17 protein-coding genes are annotated in these 20,765 nt (G+C 73.2%); 7 read left to right on the top strand and 10 right to left on the bottom strand.

Annotation, left to right across the window (positions count from 1 at the left end):
• Positions 1–58: 58 nt before the first annotated feature.
• On the top strand, positions 59–1,282 hold the full coding sequence (locus tag BM076_RS16370) for a serine hydrolase domain-containing protein (protein WP_093714267.1): 1,224 nt from the start codon (positions 59–61) through the stop codon (positions 1,280–1,282).
• A 46-nt stretch (positions 1,283–1,328) separates the two neighbouring features.
• Here BM076_RS16370 and BM076_RS16365 read toward each other — a convergent pair whose 3' ends face one another.
• Positions 1,329–2,576, bottom strand: a complete 1,248-nt coding sequence (locus BM076_RS16365; RefSeq protein WP_093714266.1) for an ABC transporter substrate-binding protein — start codon at positions 2,574–2,576, stop codon at positions 1,329–1,331.
• A 160-nt stretch (positions 2,577–2,736) separates the two neighbouring features.
• Between BM076_RS16365 and BM076_RS16360 the strand changes: the two genes are divergently transcribed.
• Positions 2,737–3,189, top strand: a complete 453-nt coding sequence (locus tag BM076_RS16360; protein WP_177246468.1) for an SCO4402 family protein — start codon at positions 2,737–2,739, stop codon at positions 3,187–3,189.
• 104 nt (positions 3,190–3,293) lie between these two features.
• Positions 3,294–4,169 (top strand): formyltetrahydrofolate deformylase, encoded by an 876-nt coding sequence (purU, locus tag BM076_RS16355; protein ID WP_093714265.1) that lies wholly within the window; start codon positions 3,294–3,296, stop codon positions 4,167–4,169.
• 76 nt (positions 4,170–4,245) lie between these two features.
• Here the strand turns inward: purU and BM076_RS16350 are convergent, their stop codons facing one another.
• Both BM076_RS16350 and BM076_RS16345 read right to left on the bottom strand, forming a co-directional pair.
• On the bottom strand, positions 4,246–5,664 hold the full coding sequence (locus BM076_RS16350) for a maleylpyruvate isomerase N-terminal domain-containing protein (protein WP_245796089.1): 1,419 nt from the start codon (positions 5,662–5,664) through the stop codon (positions 4,246–4,248).
• Complete coding sequence (locus tag BM076_RS16345) at positions 5,661–6,248, bottom strand: sigma-70 family RNA polymerase sigma factor (protein ID WP_093714264.1); 588 nt, start codon at positions 6,246–6,248, stop codon at positions 5,661–5,663. The genes BM076_RS16350 and BM076_RS16345 overlap by 4 nt, the downstream gene beginning before the upstream one ends.
• A gap of 320 nt (positions 6,249–6,568) precedes the next feature.
• Here BM076_RS16345 and BM076_RS16340 point away from each other — a divergent pair, with 320 nt between their 5' ends.
• Positions 6,569–6,958, top strand: coding sequence for an STAS domain-containing protein (locus BM076_RS16340; RefSeq protein ID WP_093714324.1), 390 nt, complete (start codon positions 6,569–6,571; stop codon positions 6,956–6,958).
• A gap of 446 nt (positions 6,959–7,404) precedes the next feature.
• The gene (locus BM076_RS16335) at positions 7,405–7,824 is read left to right on the top strand and encodes an ATP-binding protein (protein ID WP_093714263.1); all 420 of its coding nucleotides are present in this window, start codon (positions 7,405–7,407) and stop codon (positions 7,822–7,824) included.
• Between the two features lie 33 nt (positions 7,825–7,857).
• Here BM076_RS16335 and BM076_RS16330 read toward each other — a convergent pair whose 3' ends face one another.
• Positions 7,858–8,892 (bottom strand): GlxA family transcriptional regulator, encoded by a 1,035-nt coding sequence (locus BM076_RS16330; protein WP_093714262.1) that lies wholly within the window; start codon positions 8,890–8,892, stop codon positions 7,858–7,860.
• Positions 8,893–8,962: 70 nt separating this feature from the next.
• Between BM076_RS16330 and BM076_RS16325 the strand changes: the two genes are divergently transcribed.
• On the top strand, positions 8,963–10,321 hold the full coding sequence (locus BM076_RS16325) for an MFS transporter (protein WP_407640661.1): 1,359 nt from the start codon (positions 8,963–8,965) through the stop codon (positions 10,319–10,321).
• Positions 10,322–10,387: 66 nt separating this feature from the next.
• On the opposite strand, the gene BM076_RS16320 is transcribed toward BM076_RS16325, so the two are convergent.
• The 3 genes from BM076_RS16320 to BM076_RS16310 all read right to left on the bottom strand — a co-directional run bounded on the left by BM076_RS16320 (position 10,388) and on the right by BM076_RS16310 (position 12,821).
• Positions 10,388–11,536, bottom strand: a complete 1,149-nt coding sequence (locus BM076_RS16320; RefSeq protein ID WP_093714260.1) for a flavin-containing monooxygenase — start codon at positions 11,534–11,536, stop codon at positions 10,388–10,390.
• A 104-nt stretch (positions 11,537–11,640) separates the two neighbouring features.
• The gene (locus BM076_RS16315; RefSeq protein WP_093714259.1) at positions 11,641–11,910 is read right to left on the bottom strand and encodes a hypothetical protein; all 270 of its coding nucleotides are present in this window, start codon (positions 11,908–11,910) and stop codon (positions 11,641–11,643) included.
• Between the two features lie 263 nt (positions 11,911–12,173).
• Positions 12,174–12,821, bottom strand: coding sequence for a TetR family transcriptional regulator (locus tag BM076_RS16310; protein ID WP_093714258.1), 648 nt, complete (start codon positions 12,819–12,821; stop codon positions 12,174–12,176).
• Between the two features lie 625 nt (positions 12,822–13,446).
• Between BM076_RS16310 and BM076_RS16305 the strand changes: the two genes are divergently transcribed.
• Complete coding sequence (locus BM076_RS16305; protein WP_093714257.1) at positions 13,447–15,942, top strand: serine/threonine-protein kinase; 2,496 nt, start codon at positions 13,447–13,449, stop codon at positions 15,940–15,942.
• Between the two features lie 16 nt (positions 15,943–15,958).
• On the opposite strand, the gene BM076_RS16300 is transcribed toward BM076_RS16305, so the two are convergent.
• From BM076_RS16300 to BM076_RS16295, 3 genes are all read right to left on the bottom strand, one after another.
• Entirely contained in the window at positions 15,959–16,648 is a 690-nt protein-coding gene (locus BM076_RS16300) for a hypothetical protein (RefSeq protein ID WP_093714256.1), read from the bottom strand.
• A 356-nt stretch (positions 16,649–17,004) separates the two neighbouring features.
• Positions 17,005–17,166, bottom strand: coding sequence for a hypothetical protein (locus tag BM076_RS36640; protein ID WP_177246466.1), 162 nt, complete (start codon positions 17,164–17,166; stop codon positions 17,005–17,007).
• Between the two features lie 166 nt (positions 17,167–17,332).
• Entirely contained in the window at positions 17,333–20,266 is a 2,934-nt protein-coding gene (locus BM076_RS16295; protein WP_093714255.1) for an AfsR/SARP family transcriptional regulator, read from the bottom strand.
• Positions 20,267–20,765: the final 499 nt, after the last annotated feature.

Genomic DNA, 20,765 nt, shown 5'->3' with positions numbered 1-20,765 from the left:
TGACTTCCGGCCGCCGCGCCGGTCCACCCCTCGACCGCACGACGCGAGAGGTGGACCGATGACACAGCCCACGCACAGCAGTTCCGCGAGGAGCGCCGCGAACCGCCCGGCGGCGGCGCGCAGCCTGCGGGAGGCGCTGGCCCCGCACGTCGACAGCGGCGCGATCCCCGGCGCGGTGGCCCTGGTGGCGCGCGGCGGCCGGGCCGAGGTCGCGGTCGTCGGCTCCGCGCACCTGGCGGACCCCGCGCACGCGGCGGGCGCCGCGCCGATGGCCAGGGACGCGATCTTCCGGATCGCCTCGGTCAGCAAGCCCGTCACCGCCGCCGCGGTGATGATGCTCGTCGACGACGGCCGGATCACGCTGGACGACCCCGTCGCGCGCTGGCTGCCGGAATTGGCGGCGCCCGTCGTCGTCAGGACACCACGGTCGCCGATGGATGATGTGGTGCCCGCGAAGCGGCCTGTCACCGTCGCCGATCTGCTCGACTTCCGGGCCGGCTGGGGCTTCCCGAGCGACTTCACGCTGCCCGCCGTGCAACCGCTCTTCACCGATCTGCGGCAGGGCCCGGCACGGCCCGACGGCATCGCGGGCCCGGACGCGTGGCTGGCGACGCTCGCCAAGGTGCCGATGCTGCGCCAGCCCGGCGACGCCTGGCTCTACAACACCGGCTCCGACCTCCAGAGCGTGCTCGTCGAACGGGTCACGGGCCGCCTTTTCGCGGACGTCCTCGCCGAGCGGATCTTCGGACCGCTCGGCATGACCGACACCGGCTTCACCGTGCCCGCCGCCGCGCTCGACCGGCTGACCAGCGCCTACAGTCCCGGCCCCGACGGCACGCTGCGGCTGTCCGAGGCGCCCGATGTGTCCTGGACGCGGCCGCCCGCCTTCGCCTCGGGCGCCGGCGGGCTCGTCTCGACCGTGGACGACTGGTACGCCTTCGCCCGCATGCTGCTCGCGGACGGCATCGTGGACGGCCGCGCGCTGCTGTCACCGGAATCGGCACGGCGGATGCGCGCCGACCGGCTGACCCCGGAGCAGCGGGACGCGAGCCGGCTCTTCCTGGAGGGCCAGGGCTGGGGCTTCGGCGGTTCGGTGGACGTCGTGTCCGTCGACCCGTGGAACGTGCCGGGACGTTACGGCTGGGTCGGCGGCAGCGGCACCGCCGCGCACATCACGCCGTCGACCGGCGCGGTGAGCATCCTGTTCACGCAGGCGTCGATGACCGCGCCGACACCGCCCGCGGTGATGCGCGACTTCTGGACGTACGCGGCGACCGTGTGACGCGGCGGCCGTGTGACGCGCCGAGTACGGCCCCGGGAGGAAGGGCTCAGCTCTCCTTGAGCGTCTTCGTCAGGTCCACGAAGCCGGGCCTGGCGGCGACGAGCCGGCCGTCGCGCACCACCTGATAGGTGACCTTGGAGTTGGTCATCCGGGAGTGGCCGGGGATGCCCAGCAGATCGCTCTGCGTCCAGCCGAGGTCGGGGGTCAGGCCGCCGGTCGACAGATGGGTGGTGGTGTCCATCGCGCGGTGCAGGCTGTCCGCGGTGACCGTCGTCTTCGGGTCCATCGCCCGCACCACCTTGGCGAAGGCGGTGTACGCGACCCAGGTGGTCTGCACACCGGGGTCGGCGACGTCGATCCGGTTGTCACCGAAGGCGTACTTCTTGACGGCCGCCTTCATCTCGTCCCACTTGCCGTCGGAGGCGGGCGGGTACCAGCCGGTGACGTACGCGTTCTCCAGCGGACTGCCCGAACCGCCGGTGGAGTCCACCAGCGACTGCTGGACGCTGCCGAGCACCGAGGACAGCCGGACCTTCGGCCGCTCGTCGCCGATCCGGCGCAGGGAGTCGAAGAAGGTGCTGGTGCGGTCGCCGAGCACCGCCGAGACGCAGGTCGAGGACTTGTTGTCGCCGACCGCCTCGGTGGCGACGTCGGTGTAGTCGTTGGCGTCGTCGGCGGTGAGCAGGTCGCGCGCGGGCGCCTTGCCGCCGGCCTTGAGCCCCTGGTCGAGGAAGATCGGGAACTGATCGCCGGTGATCGAGTCGGGCCGCACCAGATCGACCTTCTTGCACAGGTCCGCCAACTGCCGCCCGTTGCCCGCGAGCAGCGCGGGCAGACCGCCGTTGACCGGGTACGACAGCAGGCTCTGGTACTCGTCGGCGGTGATGCCGTAGCCGCCGATGTACGGGATGCCGCTCGACTCCAGGGCGGTGGTGAAGGCGGTGCCCTCCTCGCTGTACGAGCCGACCACCGCGACCGCGCCGGCCTTCGCCGCCTGTCCCGCGCAGTCCGTCACCGCCACCGCGTCATTGCGCTCGTTGCAGGTGAGCACCTTCAGTTGACGGCCGCCGAGGCCGCCCTGCTCGTTGACGTACTTCTGATACGTCTGCGCCATCGCCAGCATTCCCGGCATATTGGTGGATTTGGTGTCCACCGGCGCCCAGGTCATCACGACGAGCGGTCCCGGGGAGCCCCCCGAGCCCCCCGGAAGCACTCCGCAGCCGCTGAGCAGCGCACTTGTGGCCAGCAACGCTACGGCGCCCGTGCGAACCCTGCGGATGCGACGTTCCTTCATGTATGGAGAAGGTTCCCGGCCGGGCCCAACGGGTGGCCGACCGCGAGCGAACGGACGGTCACTATCGGGTGAATTGCAGGTGCCGGTGTTCGAGAACGTACGATGCGGCATTGTGCAAGGTTCGGAGAAGTCTTCCCGTCGCGGCCGTCACTCCTCCACGATGGGGGGCATGCCGCTCAATGACATGCCGTGGTGGCGCTGGCGCAGCAATGTGCGCTCCGCGCTGCACATGATCAGCGACCCGGTGTTCCAGCGGGAGGTCTGGCAGGCCGGCCGCGAGGGATACGGGGACGTCACCGACGCCGTCTACCGGCTCGTCGAGGACACCTGGCTCGACAACTGGTCCGCGGAGAAGTACGTGGGCACGATCTTCCGGGACTCGCAGGAGGCCGCGCTCGTCGACGTGGCCGTGCTGCGGGTGCTGAAGATCCTGCACCAGGTGGGCGCCGACGCGCCGGTCGACTCCTACCTGGACCACCCGGGCTGGCCCGAGGCGGTCCGCGCGGCCCGCGACGCCCACGTACGGATGGCGGGCGCCGACGGCGAGGACCCGGACACGCCGCCGCGGTCGCTGGAAGTGCTGGCGATCTACATACGGTCCGCCGCTTCGTAGAGGTCCGCGTCCCGAGTGCGATCCGTGTGATCCGTGCGGTCCGCGGACGGTCCGCGTGACGGACAGTCCGGCCCGAACGGGTCCGTGTGTGCGAGGCTGGCGCCGTGACCGAACAGCAGCCGCCGCAGCCAGACCCGCAGTACGTCCTCACCCTGTCCTGCCCGGACAAACAGGGCATCGTGCACGCGGTCTCCAGCTACCTCTTCATGACCGGCTGCAACATCGTGGACAGCCAGCAGTTCGGCGACCGCGACACCGGCCTGTTCTTCATGCGGGTGCACTTCTCCGCGGAGTCCGCGGTGACCGTGGACAAGCTGCGGGCCAGCTTCGCGGCGGTCGCCGAGGCGTACCACATGGACTGGCGGATCCACCCGTCGGACGAGCGCATGCGCGTCGTGCTGATGGTCAGCAAATTCGGCCACTGCCTCAACGACCTGCTCTTCCGCACCAGCATCGGCGCGCTGCCGGTCGAGATCGCCGCCGTGGTCTCCAACCACACCGACTTCCAGGAACTCGCCGGCTCCTACGGCGTCCCCTTCCACCATGTGCCGGTCACCCGTGACACCAAGGCCGAGGCCGAGGCGCGGCTGCTGGAGATCGTGCGCGCCGAGGGCGTCGAACTGGTCGTGCTCGCCCGCTACATGCAGGTGATCTCCGACGGGCTGTGCCGGGAGCTGTCGGGGCGGATCATCAACATCCACCACTCCTTCCTGCCGAGCTTCAAGGGCGCCAAGCCGTACCACCAGGCGCACGCCCGCGGTGTGAAGCTCATCGGCGCCACCGCGCACTATGTGACGGCCGACCTCGACGAGGGGCCGATCATCGAGCAGGAGGTCGAGCGGGTCGGCCACGAGGTCACACCGGAGCAACTGGTCGCGATCGGGCGGGACGTGGAGTGCCAGGCGCTGGCCCGCGCGGTGAAGTGGCACAGCGAGCACCGGGTGCTGCTCAACGGGCGGCGCACGGTCGTCTTCGCCTGAGGGGATCCGCCGTCGGGCCGCCACCCGTTCTGAACGGGTTCGAAACAGGCCGGGACCGGGCTCAGCGCCGGGACGGTCAGAGCCGGGACAGCGACGCCGCCGCGAAGAGCACGTCACGGATCACATCACGGTCGCCGCTCTGACCGAAGGCGATCCGTTCGGGTTCGATGTGGCCCGCCGCCAACTGGCAGAATTCCACGCTGTCCATCGCCACATGGGCGACCGTCTCCTCCGGCGAGGCGACCGCGCCGGGCGAGTCCAGCGGCAGGTACCAGCGACCGCCGCCCTTGCCCTCGACTTCGAGCAGCAGCGAGCGGCCCGGCGCGCCCGCGGCCACCAGCCGCGTCGGCGACGTCGTGAGCCCCGCCCTGCGCCGGTCGGCCAGCGCCTCCGGCAGCAGCCGCGCCGCGACCATGTCGATGATCCGGTTGAGATTGCGCGGCGCCGGCGGATCGTAGGGGTAGTCCACCGCGTCCGCGATGTCGTTCGCGTGGATCCAGCACTCGAAGGCCCGGTCCAGGAAGGCGTCCTCAAGCGGCAGCGCGAAGGAGCCGTAGTCGACGTCGAGCCCCGCGGCGCCACTGCCCGCGAAGGAGACCGTCCGCACCAGATTGTGGCTCTGCTCGCGCCACAGCGACCGTACGGTGGAGCCCGGCAGCATGCTGTGCGTCGCCCAGTGCGCGGTGGTCCGCTCGACCGGTTCGAGCGGGAAGTCGCCCAGGCCGCGCGAACGCCGCAGCCGGGCGCGGGAGGCGATGCCCATCCCGAGGCCGAGACCGAGGCCGCCGAGTCCGGGACGCGGCGGATCGGCCGCCGCCTCGCCGCTGTCCGGCGGCAGACCGAGCGAGCGGGCGATCAGGCTGTCCACGGCGGTCAGATGCCCGATCACCTGGGCGACGGTGAACCGCTCGGACCGCGGCTCGCCCGCGTGCCACTTCAGCTCGACCGGCGCCTTCCAGTAGTCGTCGCCGAGGTCGCGCAGCAGCGCGTCGAGCCGGGCGGCCTCCGCGTCGTACGGTCCGGCCCACTCGGGCACCGGGATACGCGCCGGGCGGCGGCCGAGGCAGCCCTCCAACACCCGTGCCCGCAGCAGCGGATCGAGGTCGAGCGACTCCTCCTGGTGCAGCAGGCCCACCGCGTCCCGCAGCCGCAGCGCCTCCTCCGCGCAGGTCGCGCAGTCCGTCAGGTGCACCTCGACGGCGAGCGACTCGTCGTGCGAGCACACCGACAGCGCCCACGCGCCGAGCAGCGACTTCAGCGTGCGGTGGTCGTAGTGCGGCAACTGCGGCTGCGCCTCGGGGTCCTGCTCGCCCGCGACCAGGTCCCCGGCGGCGGACCCAGCCGGTCCGTGCTGTTCGTACGGTGCGGGCTCCTCGTACGATCCGCGCTCCGGTCCGTGCGGCCCGAACTGCTCGCGCTGGTACGGCACGCGCGGCTCATTGGCGCCGTCACCGCTGTGCGGGCCGTCGCCGTTGCGGTAGGCGGGGCCGCTCATCGGTGGCCTCGCTGGCCGCGGGGATCGTGCGGGTGACCGGTGTGACCGTCGGTGTGCCCGCCCGGCTCCATGGCGGTGGACAGCAGTTGCAGCCCGAGCCGCAGCCGGCGGCGCGCCTCGTCCTCGCTGACGCCGAGCCCGGCCGCCGCGGTGCGGTAGTCCACCCGGTCCCGGTAGGCCAGTTCGAGGGCGGCGCGCAGGGGCGCGGGCATCGAGGTGACGATGAAGTCGGCGCGCGCCGCGGTGTTGGCCCGGCGCACGCGCGCCTCCACCTCGTCCGGCGTGGAGCGCCCGCGGTTCTGGAGCTGCCGCAGCCGGTGCACGGCCTGCCGCTGGGTGAGCGTCGCGATCCAGGAGCGCAGCGAACCGTGCTTGGGGTCGTAGGCGTCCGGATTCTCCCAGATGTAGCCGAACACCTCGCGGGTGATGTGGTTGGCCGCTTCGTCGTCGCCCAGCACCCGGCTGGCCAGGCTGTGCACGAGGGAGGCGTACCGGTCGTACAACTCGCCGAGGGCGGCTTCCTCACCGCGGGCCAGCCGCTGCTGCATCTTGCGGTCCCAGCGCTGTGGTGCGGGTGTCGCCATCTGCCGCCCCCTTGCCTCGTCCTGCCGTGTTCCGCGTTCCGCGCGCTGCCTCGTCGCGCCCTGCCGTACGCCGCCCCCCGCCGGACACCGGCCGTAGCCGCGTGTGTTCTGTGCGCCCGGAGGCGCTCACGTCGAATGTAACCGGCGGCCGTGACGGCGTGCGCCCCTTTGCACCAACCTGCCGCTGACTGTGATCGCTTTTGGCGCTCTGTTATCCGTGTGTGACCGGAACATTGCAGAGTTACGACTGGGAACGGGCATAGGGTCAAGGTGATGACGTTCCTGGAGTCGACGGCGAGGCGAGGTGGGTACCGGTGCTGGTGACCCAGGCCGAGCGTGACGGCTGGGTGGTGGTGACGGTCGCGGGGGAGATGGACCTGATCTCGTCGCCCGCGGTCCGGCAGAAGGTGCACGACGCGGTCGCCGCGGGCCGCCGCCAGGTGGTGCTCGACCTCGTCGACGTGCGCTTCTGCGATTCCAGCGGGGTCGGCGTCCTGATCGGCGCCCGGCGCCTGATGCGGTCCTGCGCGGGCCGGCTGCGCATCGTGCTGCCCGAGGAGGGCCCGGCCGCCGGACCCGCCGCCGAGGGCTACGGCGGCGGCGCGCACGTCAACCGGGTGCTGGCCGCGCTCGGCGTACGCCGGCTCTTCGAGGTCTACCCGGACCTGGTGGCGGCCACCGACGACACCGCGCGCCCCCTGTCCGCCTGATCCAACACGCCCGGGACCGCGAGCAGTTCGACGGACCGGCGGAGCGGCGCTCCGTGCCGGTGACGCTGCGTACACGCTGCTGGCGCGCGGTGACCGTCCGGCTGCCGCCGCGTCACGGAGTGTCCGCACGGCGTTGTGTCCGATGCGTGACGTGACGCGGAGTGGAGTCGGCGGGGACCTCGGGTACGCTCCATCGGGTGCGTGTGCGTTCCAGGGTGCCCGGAGGCGCCGTCCGGCCGAGCCGGGCGGGCGCTCTGCCCGGTCGTTCGATTCCCCGCCGGATGTGCCGCACAGTATGCAGCACGGGTACTCCGTTGCGCTGGAATATGCCCGAAGCGCTTGTTGGCGTGACTGTCGGTCAATCATGCTGGGTGGTGCCGGGATCACGCACGGTGATCCCGGGCAGGCGCGAGGCGTTGTGTCCGCCGGTTCGGATGGTGTGAGCGGTGCAGGTGCTTCAGGTGCAGCTTGAGGTCGGGGTCGACCCCGCGGAGGTGGGGCGCGCCCGCCGGTGGGCGCGTTCCCGGCTGGCGGGCTCCGGCATAGGAGCCGACGAGCCGGTGGCGGAGACGCTGATCCTGCTCATCTCGGAACTGGTGACCAACGCGGTGGTGCACACCGGCTGTCCGGCCGTGCTGCGGATGCTCTTCCCCGCGGCGCCCGCCTCCCCGGTCCGGGTCGAGGTGGCCGACACCAGTCAGGCGCCGCCGGCCCCCCGGCACGCGCACCGCGACGAGACCGGCGGCCGCGGCCTGGAGCTGGTCGACGGGCTCGCCGACCGCTGGGGCTGGCAGCCGGAAGGCGCGGGCAAGCAGATCTGGTGCGAGGTCGACCGCGGCCAGGCGCCCGCCCCCGCCCTCACCTGAACCCCGCACCCCCGCACCCCCTCCCGCGCAGGCTCACGGCCGCGCGGTGACGTGAAAAGTGCGGCGGTACGTGCTCGGCGAGACGCCGAGCGCCGCCTGGAGGTGCTGGCGCATGCAGGCGGCCGTGCCGAATCCCGCCTGCCGCGCGACGGCGTCGATCCCGAGGTCGGTGGACTCCAGCAGGTGCCGGGCGTGCTCGACGCGCCGCTGGGTCAGCCACTGCCCCGGGCTCGTCCCGACCTCCTCGCGGAACCGCCGGGTGAAGGTGCGGACGCTCATCGACTCGCGTTCGGCGAGCTGCCGCAGGGTGAGCGGTTCGTGCAGCCGGTCGAGCGCCCACGAGCGGGCCCGTTCCGTACTGGCCAACTGCGGCTCCGGCAGCGGCCTGCGGATGAACTGCGCTTGGCCGCCCTCGCGGTGCGGCGGTACGACGGTGCGGCGCGCGACCGCGTTCGCCACCGCCGTACCGAAGTCGCGGCGCACGATGTGCAGGCACACATCGATGCCCGCGGCGACACCGGCCGAGGTCAGGACGTCGCCGTCGTCCACGTAGAGCACGTCGGGGTCGACCTTGACCCGCGGGAAGAGCCGCTGGAAGTGGTCGGCGCTGCTCCAGTGGGTGGTCGCCGGGCGGCCGTCGAGCAGGCCCGCGGCGGCGATCAGGAAGGAGCCGGTGCAGATCGAGACGGTACGGGCGCCGGGCCTGAACCGGGCGAAGGCCGCGGCCAGTTCGGGGGAGAGCACGCCGTCGGTGAAGACGGGGCCCAGCTCGTGCGAGGCGGGTACGACGACGGTGTCCGCCTCGGCCAGCGCCTCCACGCCGTGCTCGACGACGATGTCGAAGTCGGCGTCGGTACGGACCCGGCCGGGCGTGACCCCGCAGGTGACGATCTCGTAGAGCTTCCTGTCGTCCTCGGCGGACCGGGCGTTGCCGAAGATCCGCAAGGGGATGCCCAGCTCGAAGGGGATCACGCCGGGGAGGACGAAGACGGCGACACGGTGCCGGCCGGGGTGCCGGAAGACGGCGCCGGGATCGTCCGCATCGTCCGGTCGCGGGGAAACAGCCATGGCCCGATTCTTTCACATCGTGGCCATCGGGCCACTCGCCGGGCGGCACCGGCCTCCGCAGACTGATCGCGTGACACAGACATCGCCCTCCACCGGTCAGGTCCAGGACACCCCCGGCCCCCACCCCGGCGCCCGGGGTAGGGGCGGCGGCCGCAGCGGCCGTATGCGCGTCCGCCCGCACCGCGCCTGGGCGGTCGCCGTCGTCACCTTCGTGACGCTCGTCGGCGCCGCGGCCTTCGCCTCCCTGCCCGGCCTGCTGATCGACCCGCTGCACACCGAATTCGGCTGGTCGCGCGGCATGATCGGCGTCGCCGTCTCGGTCAACCTCGCGCTGTACGGGCTGACCGCGCCCTTCGCCGCCGCGCTGATGGACCGCTTCGGCATCCGGCGCGTGGTGGCCTGCGCGCTGGTCACCATCGCGCTCGGCGCCGGCCTGACCGTGTCCATGACCCAGGTCTGGCAGCTCATCCTCTGCTGGGGCGTGCTCGTCGGCCTCGGCAGCGGCTCGATGGCGCTGGCCTTCGCCGCCACCGTCTCCAACCGCTGGTTCGTCGCCCGCCGCGGCCTGGTCACCGGCATCCTCACCGCGGGCGGCGCCGCCGGGCAGCTGGTCTTCCTGCCGCTGCTGTCCTGGATCACCGAGCACCACGGCTGGCGCCCGGCCGCCGTGGTGGTGGCCTGCGCCGCGCTCGCCGTCGTCCCCTTCGTCTGGTTCCTGCTGCGCGACCACCCCGCCGACGTCGGCCTCGCGCCCTACGGCGCCGCCGAGTTCGTGCCCAAGCCGGCGCCGGCGACCGGCTCCGCGGGCCGCGCGCTGCGGGCCCTGCGGGACGCGGCGCGCACCGGCCCCTTCTGGCTGCTCGCGGGCACCTTCGCGATCTGCGGCGCCTCCACCAACGGCCTGGTCAAGACGCATTTCGTGCCCGCCGCCCACGACCACGGCATGCCCGTCACCGCCGCGGCCTCGCTGCTGGCCGTGATCGGTGTCTTCGACATCGTCGGCACCGTGGCCTCCGGCTGGTTCACCGACCGCCTCTCGCCGCGCCGCCTGCTCGCGATCTACTACGGCCTGCGCGGGCTGTCCCTGATGTTCCTGCCCATCCTGCTCGCGGACAGCGTCCGGCCGCCGATGGTGCTCTTCATCGTCTTCTACGGCCTGGACTGGGTGGCCACGGTGCCGCCGACCATCGCCCTGTGCCGCGAGCACTACGGCGAGGACAGCGCGATCGTCTTCGGCTGGGTGCTCGCCTCCCACCAGGTCGGCGCCGCCCTCGTCGCCTTTCTCGGCGGCGTCGCGCGCGACACCTTCGGCTCCTACGACGTCGTCTGGTACTCCTCCGGCGCGCTGTGCGCGGTGGCCGCGCTGATGTCCCTGGTGATCCGCCGCAGGCCGGCCGTCGCCGTACCGGCGCTCGCGGTCACGGGCTGAACGCACGCCCGGCGCGCGGAGGTTGACCCGGCAGTAGTCGACCCGGCAGTAAACGGAAGGCAGGCGTCAGCGGGAGTGCGCCACCGCCCGCGCGATCCGGCGCGCGTCGATCGCCATCTCGCGGAACATCCCGCTGATCGGGTTGGTGAAGCCGGTGAAGTACAGGCCGTGCGCGCCCTTGGGGGAACGCGCGCCGTGCACGACCGGACGGCCGCGGCCGTCGAGCACGTCGAGGTGGCCGACCAGCGGTTCGAGGCCGCGCCGGTAACCGGTCGCGGCGATCACGACCTCCGGGCCGATCTGCGAACCGTCCGCCAGGTGCACCTTGTCGCCGTCGAAACTCTCGACGGCGGCGACGGGCTCGACCCGCCGGGCGCGTACGGCGTCGATCAGGCCCACGTCCTGCACCGGGATCGCGCCGTCCAGGACCCGCGCGTACAGACCGGTCTCCGGGCGGGGCAGGCCGAAGGCCGACAGGTCGGGCACGCTGGCCCGCTCGATGTACGGGGCGAGCCGGTCGACGGCCGCGGTCGGCAGCCGCCGGCACAGGATGCCGCTGGCCTGCGCGGGCCAGCCCGCGGTGGAGCGGCGCATGATGTGCGGCGGCGTACGGACCGCGAGCCGGACCCGTCCCGCGCCGCCCTCCACCAGGTCCACGGCGATCTCGGCACCGCTGTTGCCGACACCGACGACGAGCACGTCACGCCCGGCGTAGGGGGCGGCGTTGCGGTAGGCGGCGGAGTGCAGCAGTTCACCGGGGAAGGTGTCGAGGCCCGCCCACTCCGGCACATAGGGGGAGTGGTTGTGCCCGGTGGCGACCACCACGACCGGCGAGGTCAGCACCCGGCCGCCGTTGGCGGGCAGCTCCCAGCCGACGCCCGAGGCGCCGCGGTTGACCCGCTCCACGGCTATGTTCGTGGTGATGTCGAGGTCGTGGAATTCCGCGTACTGCTCCAGGTAGCGGACCACGTCGTCACGGGCGACCCAGCGGCCGTACGCGCGCGGGATCTGCAGGCCGGGCAGCGCGGACAGCCGGCGGGTGGTGTGCAGCCGCAGCCGGTCGTAGTGGCCGCGCCAGGACGCGCCGAGCCGTTCCGCGCGCTCCAGGACCAGGGGGCGCACCCCGCGCTGTCGCAGTGCCGCCGCGGCGGCCAGGCCGCCGGGTCCCGCGCCGATCACGATGGCGTCCGGCGCGGCGGTGCTGGGGTGTGGCATGGAGGACTCCCGGGGCCTTGACGTCGTACGGGAACGTGGTGCGGCGGTACCGGAAGGTAACTGCTCGCGCGGGTGTGAGCGTAACCCCGAACGGTTCCGCGGTGTCACGGCCGGCGCCGCTTGCCCAGGATCGCCAGCGCGCTCAGCGTCTGCGTGATCGAGACGAGCGACAGCACGACGTACAGCACGCGCCGCAGGGTGTCCGGGTGCGACCAGAACTGCGCGCTCACCCACACCACCAGCAGCACCGTCCACGTCCACGCGTACGCCTTGAGCTGGAGCGTCGAGGAGTCGGGGCCGGGGGAGAGGAATGTCCGGAGCGTCCGGAGCGGGCTGCGCCGGGGCGCTCCCGGGGGCTGGCTGCTGCTGGTCATGCCGCACATGATGCCGCGCCGGGCGGCCGCGCGTCTGCGGCCGGGCGTACCCGGTGTACGGGGCGGGCCCGGAGGCCGGCGCGGGAGCGTGCCGGTCAGGGGGCCGGTAAGCAGGCCGGGAAAGGGGCCGGGAACACGACGACGCGGGCGCCGCGTACCTCCCCCGAGGACTGTGTGCGGCGCCCGCGCCGGGGCGGGACTGTGCGTGACTTTCTGGCAGGACTGCGGAACGTCGACGCGCGGAGCGGTGCGTACCGCGTCCGCTACTTGGCCGGCTTCTTCCCGGTCACACCGAGGTGCACCAGCAGCGCCAGGTTCGGCTTCAGCTCGGCCTGCTTGACGCCCGAGCCGGTGAAGCCCTTCTGGTGCGCGGCGACGGCGGCCAGCATGGCGACCAGCGATCCGGCGACGGCCGCCGGGCTGACCTCCTTGTCGACCTTGCCCTTGCTCTGCAGGTCCTTGATGGAGTCGGTCAGGGAATGGGTGACGGCGTTGAGGATCTTCATGCGGATCTTGTGGAACCGCTTGTCCCCTTCCGCCGCTCCGAGGTCGACGACGCGCAGGATGGCGTCGTTCTTCCGCCAGAAGGAGAGGAAGCCGTCGACGAGTTCCTCGGCCGCCTGGGCACCGGATTTGCCGACCCAGGAGCGGCCCGCGACCAGTCCGGTCAGGCCCGCCCCTTCCTTGGCCATCTCGTCGGCGAGTTCGAGAACGGCGCCCTCGACGTCGGGGAAGTACTGGTAGAACGTTGCGGGGGAGGTGCCCGCCATCCGGGCGACATCGATGACCTTGACGTCCCGGTACGGCGACGTGCTGAGCATCTCGCCGAGGCAGTCGAGCAGCTTCTGCCGCGTCGCCTGTCCCCGGCGACCGGCAACACGGCCGTCGACGGTGCGAACTTGTCCTGTCATGCCGTCAGTTTACCGACGGGTGATCAGCGCGCGATTCGGCAGCCTGCAAACGGGTAGGCCGCTCCCCGCCGCCGTGACCACGGGGTCCGCGCTGGTCACCCGGCGTGCGGCGGGGGAGCCGCGGAGGAGCGCGGAACCCGCGGGGCCGGCTCTCGGTGACGCGAGCGGACGACGGGGCCGGCTCTCGGCGCCGCCGTTCCGACCATATGACCGGCCCTCGCCCCCGCAGCCCCCGCCGGCACCGTCCGCGCGCCGCGACCGGCCGTACCGACGGGTACGGTCCCGCGCCGCGGCCGCCCGTGGTGTCACGGCCCGCCGGTGCGCCGCCGCCGACTGCCGTGTCCCGTACGGCACTTGGCCGCCGCACCGGACGACCGTCCTCCGCCGCCCGGATTTCCTCGGCGTGCCGCGTGTGCCCAGCGGTGCGAATGGCGGATGATAACGAGTTCGCTCTCCGGGCGTGTCGCGGCGGCCCCGGGTTCGCAACCGGCGCCGATCCCAGGAACAATCAGGCCCGTACCCTGGCGCGGGAGGCGCGAGAGCCGGTCGCGCGGGGTACGGGGCGCGCAGTACGGGGTACGACCGCGACAATGCGGCACGGCGGGCACGGGGAGGTGGCAGGGCAGTGGTGGAGCAGCTTACGCAGCACGACCCGAGACGGATCGGCCCTTTCGAGGTGCTGGCGCGGCTCGGCGCCGGCGGCATGGGGCTGGTCTATCTCGCCCGGTCCGCGTCCGGCCGCCGCGTGGCGATCAAGACCGTCCGCGCCGAACTGGCCGAGGACCAGCTCTTCCGGGTCCGCTTCACGCGTGAGGTGGAGGCGGCCCGCGCCGTCTCCGGCTTCTACACCGCCGCCGTCGTGGACGCCGACCCGCGCGCCGCCGTCCCCTGGCTCGCCACCGCCTACGTACCCGCCCCGTCGCTGGAGGAGATCATCAACGAGGCGGGCCCGATGCCCGCCCAGGCCGTACGGTGGCTGGCCGCCGGCATCGCCGAGGCCCTGCAGTCCATCCACGCCGCAGGGCTCGTGCACCGCGACATGAAGCCGTCGAACGTCCTGGTCGTGGAGGACGGGCCGCGCGTCATCGACTTCGGCATCGCCTCGGGCGTCTCCAACACCCGCCTGACGATGACCAACGTGGCGGTCGGCACCCCCGCCTACATGTCGCCCGAGCAGGCCCGTGACTCCCGCAGTGTGCGCGGCGCCAGCGACATCTTCTCGCTCGGCTCCACCCTGGTCTTCGCCGCGACCGGCCACGCGCCCTTCCACGGCGCCAACCCCGTCGAGACCGTCTTCATGCTGCTGCGCGAGGGTCCCAATCTCGAAGGGCTGCCGCCCGAGCTGCGCCCGCTGATCGAGTCGTGCATGCGGATGGAGGCCGACCGCAGGCCCACCCCCGCCGACCTCCAGGCGCAGCTCGCGCCGCATCTGTTCGCCGCGGGCGACGACACCGGCACCGCCTCGGCCTGGCTGCCGCCCGGCGCGGTCGCGTTGATAGAGCAGCGCCGCAGCGGCCGTCCGGCCGGCGGCGCCAGGGGCGCGCACGCCGCGGGCCCGCAGCTCCCGGTGAACGCGCCGCCGCCCCCGCCGCACTCCCCGCCCCGCCCGCAGCAGCCGCCCCCGCAGCCGCAGAACGCGCCCGCCGCCCCGCCGCCCGACGGCCGCGGCAATCACCGCGCGCCCGTGCCCGTACCGGGTCCCGGCGCGGGACCGGGCGCCGCCGCCGTCCCCGTCCAGCTGGCGGGTTCCGCGCCGATCGGGCCCGGGCTGCGCGTCGCGGACGCCGCCGACCACAAGGCGGGCGCCGCGCCCGGCACCGACTGGGTGCGCCGGCGCGCGAACGGCGGCGCGCACGCCGCGGTCCCCGCCCAGCAGTCCTCGCCGCCGCAGCACCAGCCCCCGCCGGTGCGGTCCCCGCAGTCCGCGCCGCAGTCCGTGGTGCGGTCGTCGGCGCCGTCGTCGGCGCCGCAGGCCCCGGCCGCCGCGCCCGGCGAGTGGCGGCCGTGGCGTTTCCGCATGTCGAACGACGTATGGGGTACGCCCGTCGTCTCCGGCGGCCTGCTCTACGTCACCTCCTTCGAGGTGCACGCGCTCGACGTGGCCAGCGGGCGGCGGCAGTTCAAGACCCGTGACGTGGCCTGGACGATGGCCGTGGACGCGGGCCGCATCCACGCCTCCGACGGCCCCAGCCTCTTCGCGCTCGACGCGGTCGACGGCGCCGAGCGCTGGCGCACCGCCATCGACGGCTGGGTGTACGCGCTGCGCGCCGACTCCGGCACCGTCGTCACCGCCACCCGCGGCGGCGGCGTCCAGGCGTGGGACGCGGCCCGCGGGACGCTGCGCTGGGAGCGCCCCGGGGCACAGACCGAATTCGAGTCGCCGGACTCCGGGCCCACCGTCGTCGGCCGCGCCGTCTACTACCAGGGCGGCGGCCTGCTGCACGCCGTGGACGCGCTGACCGGCTCCGAGCTGTGGTCGTACCCGGTCGGCGAGCCGGGCGCCGCCGGTTCCGTGCCGACCCGCCCGGTCGTCGCGGACGGCGTCGTGCACCTGACCGCCGGGACCCGGGTGATCGCGCTCGACGAGCGCAGCGGCGCCGAACGCTGGCACTTCGACGCGCCCGCCGTGATGTTCTCGCCGCCCGCGCACGTCCCCGGGCCCGGCGCCTCCGGCGGCGGGGTGTACGTCGCGGACCACCTCGGCACCGTCTACGCCCTCGACCCGGCCGACGGCCGCGCCCGCTGGCGGGTCGCCACCGAGCCGCGGCAGTCCCTCGAACCGGTGATCGTCGCCGGCGGCGCCCTGCACCTGGGCGCGGGCAGCGCCCTCTACACGCTCGACGCCGTCAGCGGCGCCCCGCGCTGGCGCTTCGCCGCGCAGGGCGAGGTCGTCGGCTCGCCCGCTGTCGCCGACGGCCGGGTGCACTTCGGGTCCAAGGACCACTGCCTCTACACGGTCGACGCGGGCGGCGGCCAGCTGCGCTGGCGGCTGGAGACCGGCGGCGAGATCACCGGCTCGCCGGTCACCGCCGACGGCGTCGTCTACGCCTGCTCCAAGGACCGCTGCGTGTACGCGCTGGACGCCACCAAGGGGACCGGCGCGACCTCCCGCCGGGCCTGAGCCCCCTCGGTCTGGTCTACGTCTTCGGCGGGCCCGATGTCCCGTCCAGGCTGCCGCCCTCGACGGTGCTGCCCCCGATCGTCGGCAGCGTCCGTGTCGTACCGGGGTCGTCCGGGCCGTCCGGGTCGTACGGCGGCATCGGCGGCTGTTCGCCGCTCCCGCGCTCGCCGGTCCCGCCGTACCCCGATCCGTACCGGCGCCCGTCGTCGGACCGCGGGTCCTCGCCGTACCGGCGCCCGTCGTCGTACGGGACCGGCTCCTCGTACGGGACCGGTTCGCCGTACGCGCGCGTACGGCGGCGGCCGTGCGTCAGGTAGGCGCCGAGCAGGATCAGCAGGCCGGAGCCGAAGGCGGTGGCGACGCCGTAGCCGAGGCCGTCGCCGCCCGCGGTGAGCGAGCCCGCGGCCTGGCCCTGGCGGACCATCCACAGGACGGTGACGCCGAGGACGAGCAGGCCGGCCAGCAGCAGGGCCAGGCGCGAGCGCAGCAGTACGCCCAGCAGGGTGAGCAGGGCCGCGAAGCCCATGGGGAGGAAGAGGGAGCCGAGGAGTGCCGCCTTGTCAGGCGTCACGCCGACCCCGGTGAAGAGGTCGTCGACCCGGATGCCGGAGCCGTGGCGGCCGCCGTACCAGGCACGGAAGGGGCTCCAGACGGCGCCCGCCGCTCCGATGAGGGCGAGAAGCGACCCGACGAAGGTGCGGAACATCTCGTGGTCGCCTCGCTTCGCTCGCTCGGCCCCCTCGGGGCCGACGCTACGCCGGGACCCGCGGACCCGCCATGCGAGCCTCCGCCGTACGGACCGCCGCCTCCGTGCGTGAAGGCGATCCGGGCATGACAACAGACTGACCGCGGCGCCCCCTCCGCGCCGCGGTCAGTCCTCTGTGCGCCCCCCGGGTGTGTGCTCGCGGTCCCCCTGCGATCACCCGGTCCCCCCGGGGCTTCCCCCTTTTTCCCCCTGTTTCCCCGTTCCCCCCGTGTTCCCCCTGATCAACCCCTGTGGTCCCCCATAGGTCCCCCCGGGGCCCTCCGCGGTCCCGCCCTCCCCAGAGCGGGCTGCGGAAGCTACTTGGTGACGCCGTCGTTGTGGAAGTTGTCCGGCTTGACCGTCGGCTTCTTCGGCGTGAGCAGGCCCTCGGGCGCGGGCTGCTCGGTGCTGTCGTTGTGGAAGTTGTCCGGGTCGACCGGCGGGTCCGACTTCGGCGGCTGCGGAACTTCGGTGCTCATGGTGCTCTCCAGGTGTGCTTGGGGACGTGCTGTCGTAGCTTCGCCAAACGCCCGCCCGGCGGCGACCCCCGTGCACCACCGAGCGGGCAGCTCGTGCAGTGATGGAATCGTGGCATCCACCGATAATCAACTGATAAACGGGCGCGTTGAGCGATTCAACCAGGGCTCAAACCGCTACGGAAGGGGATGATTCATCCCCGAGGAGCCGCGCCACATCGGCGGCTTCGGGCGAACCCAGCGCGGTGAAGACCGCCAGCGCGTCGTGCCAGCACGCGTGGGCGCGTACGGACTGGCCCATGCCGTCCAGCGCGCGCCCCAGCACGGTGAGCGCGTTGGCCGTACGCCACTCGCCGCCGATCTCGCGCAGGATGGCGAGCGACTGCTCGGTGTGGGCGGCGGCCTGCCGCCAGCGATGGTCCGCCAAGTGCACCTTGGACAGCCGGAAGAGCGTCATGCCCTCCCAGAACTGCTGGCGTGCCTCGCGGAAGATCTCCAGCGCCTCGGTCAGGCAGGCCAGTGCCTCGTCGAGCCGGCCGTCGGCGGTGAGCGCGATGCCCATCGCGTACAGGCCGTTGCCGAGCCGGAAACCGGCCCCCAGTTCGCGGTAGATCGTCACGACCTGTTCGGTGGCCGACACCGCCGCCGGGATGTCGCCCAGTTCGATCTGCGCGCGCGACAGATTGCTCAGCGCCGCCGCCTCGCCGTGCTTGTTGGCGTCCTCCCGGAAGGCATCCAGCGCCGCCGAGTGGTACTGCGCGCACTCCTCGAAGCGCTGGCCCTTGTGCGCGATGATCCCGCGCAGATTGGGCGCGTAGCTGCACGTGACCGGGTCCTCGGCGGCCAGGCCGAGGATCAGCGCGCGCTTCACCTCGTCCTCGGCGTCCGCGAACCGCCCCGACAGGCACAGCAGTTGTCCCAGCCAGATCCGGCCCCGGCCCTCGACCAGGGTGTCCCCGCAGTCGTGCGCGGTCGACACCAGGGTGCGGGTGGCCTGCTCGTATTGCCGCGCGTAGACACCGGACTCCATCAGGTCCTGCGCGACCAGCAGCAGGTCCACTGCGCGGCGCATCGGGCCCTCGCAGCCGCCGTCGGCGGACTGCTGGACGGCGGCGAGCAGATCCTGCGCCTCGGAGAACAGCCACTCCAGGGCTTCGTCGCGGGCGCCGAAGGTCAGCCCGGGGTGCGAGGTGGTCGCGAGGTGGTCGAGCACCCGGTCGCCGGGATTCTCCAACTCGTAGGCGCAGGCCGCCGACGCGAGGTAGAAGTCCAGGATCCGGGAGAGCGCCGCGCACCGCTCCTGCGGGGTCTCGTCCCGCTCGGCGCACTCGCGCGCGTAGAGGCGCAGCAGGTCGTGGAAGCGGTAACGGGCCGGCGCCGCCGACTCGATGAGGCTGATGTCGACCAGCGCCTCCAGCAACTCCTCGGCCTCGTACGGGTCCAGGTCGAGGGCGGCGGCCGCCGCGTGCAGCGAGATGTCGGGGCCGTCGGCGAGCGACAGCAGCCGGAAGGCGCGGGCCTGCGGCGCCGACAGATGGCCGTAGCCCAGGGCGAAGGTGGCCTTCACCGCCAGGTCCCCGGCCCGCAGTTCGTCCAGCCGCCGGCGCTGGTCGGCCAGCTTGTTGGCCAGGACGGAGACGGTCCAGGTACGGCGGGCGGCCAGCCGGGACGCGGCGATCCTGATGGCCAGCGGCAGGAAACCACAGGCGGCCACCACATCGAGCGCCGACTGCCGTTCGCTGCGCACCCGTTCCTCGCCGACGATCCGGGTGAAGAGCTGGAGCGCCTCCTCCGGCGACATCACATCGAGGTCGACCAGATGCGCGCCCGCCAGGTCCACCATCCGCACCCGGCTGGTGACCAGCGCCGCGCAGCCGGGCGTACCGGGCAGCAACTGCCGGATCTGCGCGGCGTCGTAGGCGTTGTCGAGCAGTGCGAGCACCCGGCGGCCGTCGAGCGTGGAGCGGTAGAGCGCGGCCCGGTCGGCCAGCGACTCGGGGATCGCCGCGTCCGGGTGGCCGAGCGCCCGCAGGAACGAACCGAGGACGGCCTCGGGCTCGGTCGGGCGCGGCCCGGTGCCCTGGAGGTCGACGTAGAGCTGCCCGTCGGGGAAGAAGTCCCGTGCGGCGTGGGCGACATGGACCGCGAGCGTGGTCTTCCCGACGCCGCCGATGCCCGCGACGGCGGAGACCGCCATCACCCCGCTGCCCTCGGACGCCTCGGCCAGCTGCTGGCTCAGCTCCTCCACGACCCGGCGGCGGCCGGTGAAGTCGGCGACGGTGGCGGGCAGTTGCGCGGGCCGGATGATCTCGGCGGGTCCGGAGGCGGTGCCGGCGGGCGCGGCCAGGCCCGGGTCGGCCTCCAGGATCTTCTGGTGCAGCTCGCGCAGCTCCGCCGACGGGTCGATGCCCAGTTCGTCGGCGAGCAGTCGGCGCGTGTCGGCGTACACGCCGAGCGCCTCGGCCTGCCGGCCGCTGCGGTAGAGGGCGAGCATCAGCAGGGCGCGCAGCCGTTCGCGCAGCGGGTGTTCGGCGGAGACGGCGGTCAGTTCGGAGACGGCCTCGGTGTGCGCGCCCAGTTCCAGGTCGAGTTCGAGCCGGGTCTCGATCAGGCCGAGGTGCCATTCGGCGAGCCGGATGCGCTGGGTCTCGGCGTGCGGGCCCGGCAGCCCGGCCAGCGGTTCGCCGTGCCACATCCCCAGGGCGGTGGCGAGCAGTTCGCGCGAGCGCGCCGGGTCGGTGGTGCGCAGCTTGTCGGCCTCGGCGGCCAGCCGCTCCACCACGGCGGAGTCCAGCGCGTCGTCGGCGACCCGCAGCTGGTAGCCGCCGGAGTCGGTGACCAGCGCGTCGGTGCCGAGCGCCTTGCGCAGCCGGAAGGCGTAGGAACGCAAGGCGGCCAGCGCGGTGTTGGGCGGTGACTCGCCCCAGACCGCGTCGAGGAGTTCGGACGCGGTCGCGGTGCGCCCGCCGCGCAGCAGCAGCGCGGCCAGCAGCGCGCGTTGCTGCGGCGCCCCGGTGACGATCGGCTCACCGTCACGCCAGGCGCGCACCGGGCCGAGGACCGCGAACCGCAGGCTGTCGCCCGGCTCCGTCCTGCTTTCCATCTCTGCCCCCTGAACGTGGACTGCTGGTCACTGCCGCCGCGCCGGCCGTACGCACCGCCGTCGGTCCTGCGCACCTCGTCGGCCGTACGCACCGCACGACCGTACGCGCCGCGCCCGGTGCGCCGTTGCCCCGGCCCCGATGTGCCCCGACCCCGATGTGCGGTGGCCCCGCCCCCGGCCGCCGCGCACCGATGACGCGCCCATCAGATTATTCGCGAACCCGGCCGCCCCCGGGGGCCCGGCTCTCGGACGTATATCAATCGTTCATCGCCCGACGGAACAGTTGTCCGCAGGGCACACAGGGCCGAGGTTCGGCACCGTCCGTGCCAGTTTGCCGTGTCGGGCGGCCGGGGTCACCCCGTGCAAGGACCCGAACCGGCCTCGCGGGAAAAGTTGGGCTGGAATTCGAGGTTCCGTCTGTGCGTGCGCGGAGGTTGTGCTGTGTGGGAGTGGTCCATGCCGGTGTGTGTTCTGCGACAGAACAGGTAGTAGGCCCTTC

The organism is Actinacidiphila alni (assembly GCF_900112845.1).
Lineage (GTDB): Bacteria > Actinomycetota > Actinomycetes > Streptomycetales > Streptomycetaceae > Actinacidiphila > Actinacidiphila alni.
The sequence above is the reverse complement of the archived record's forward strand: the minus strand, read 5'-3'. Positions and strand labels throughout refer to the sequence as shown.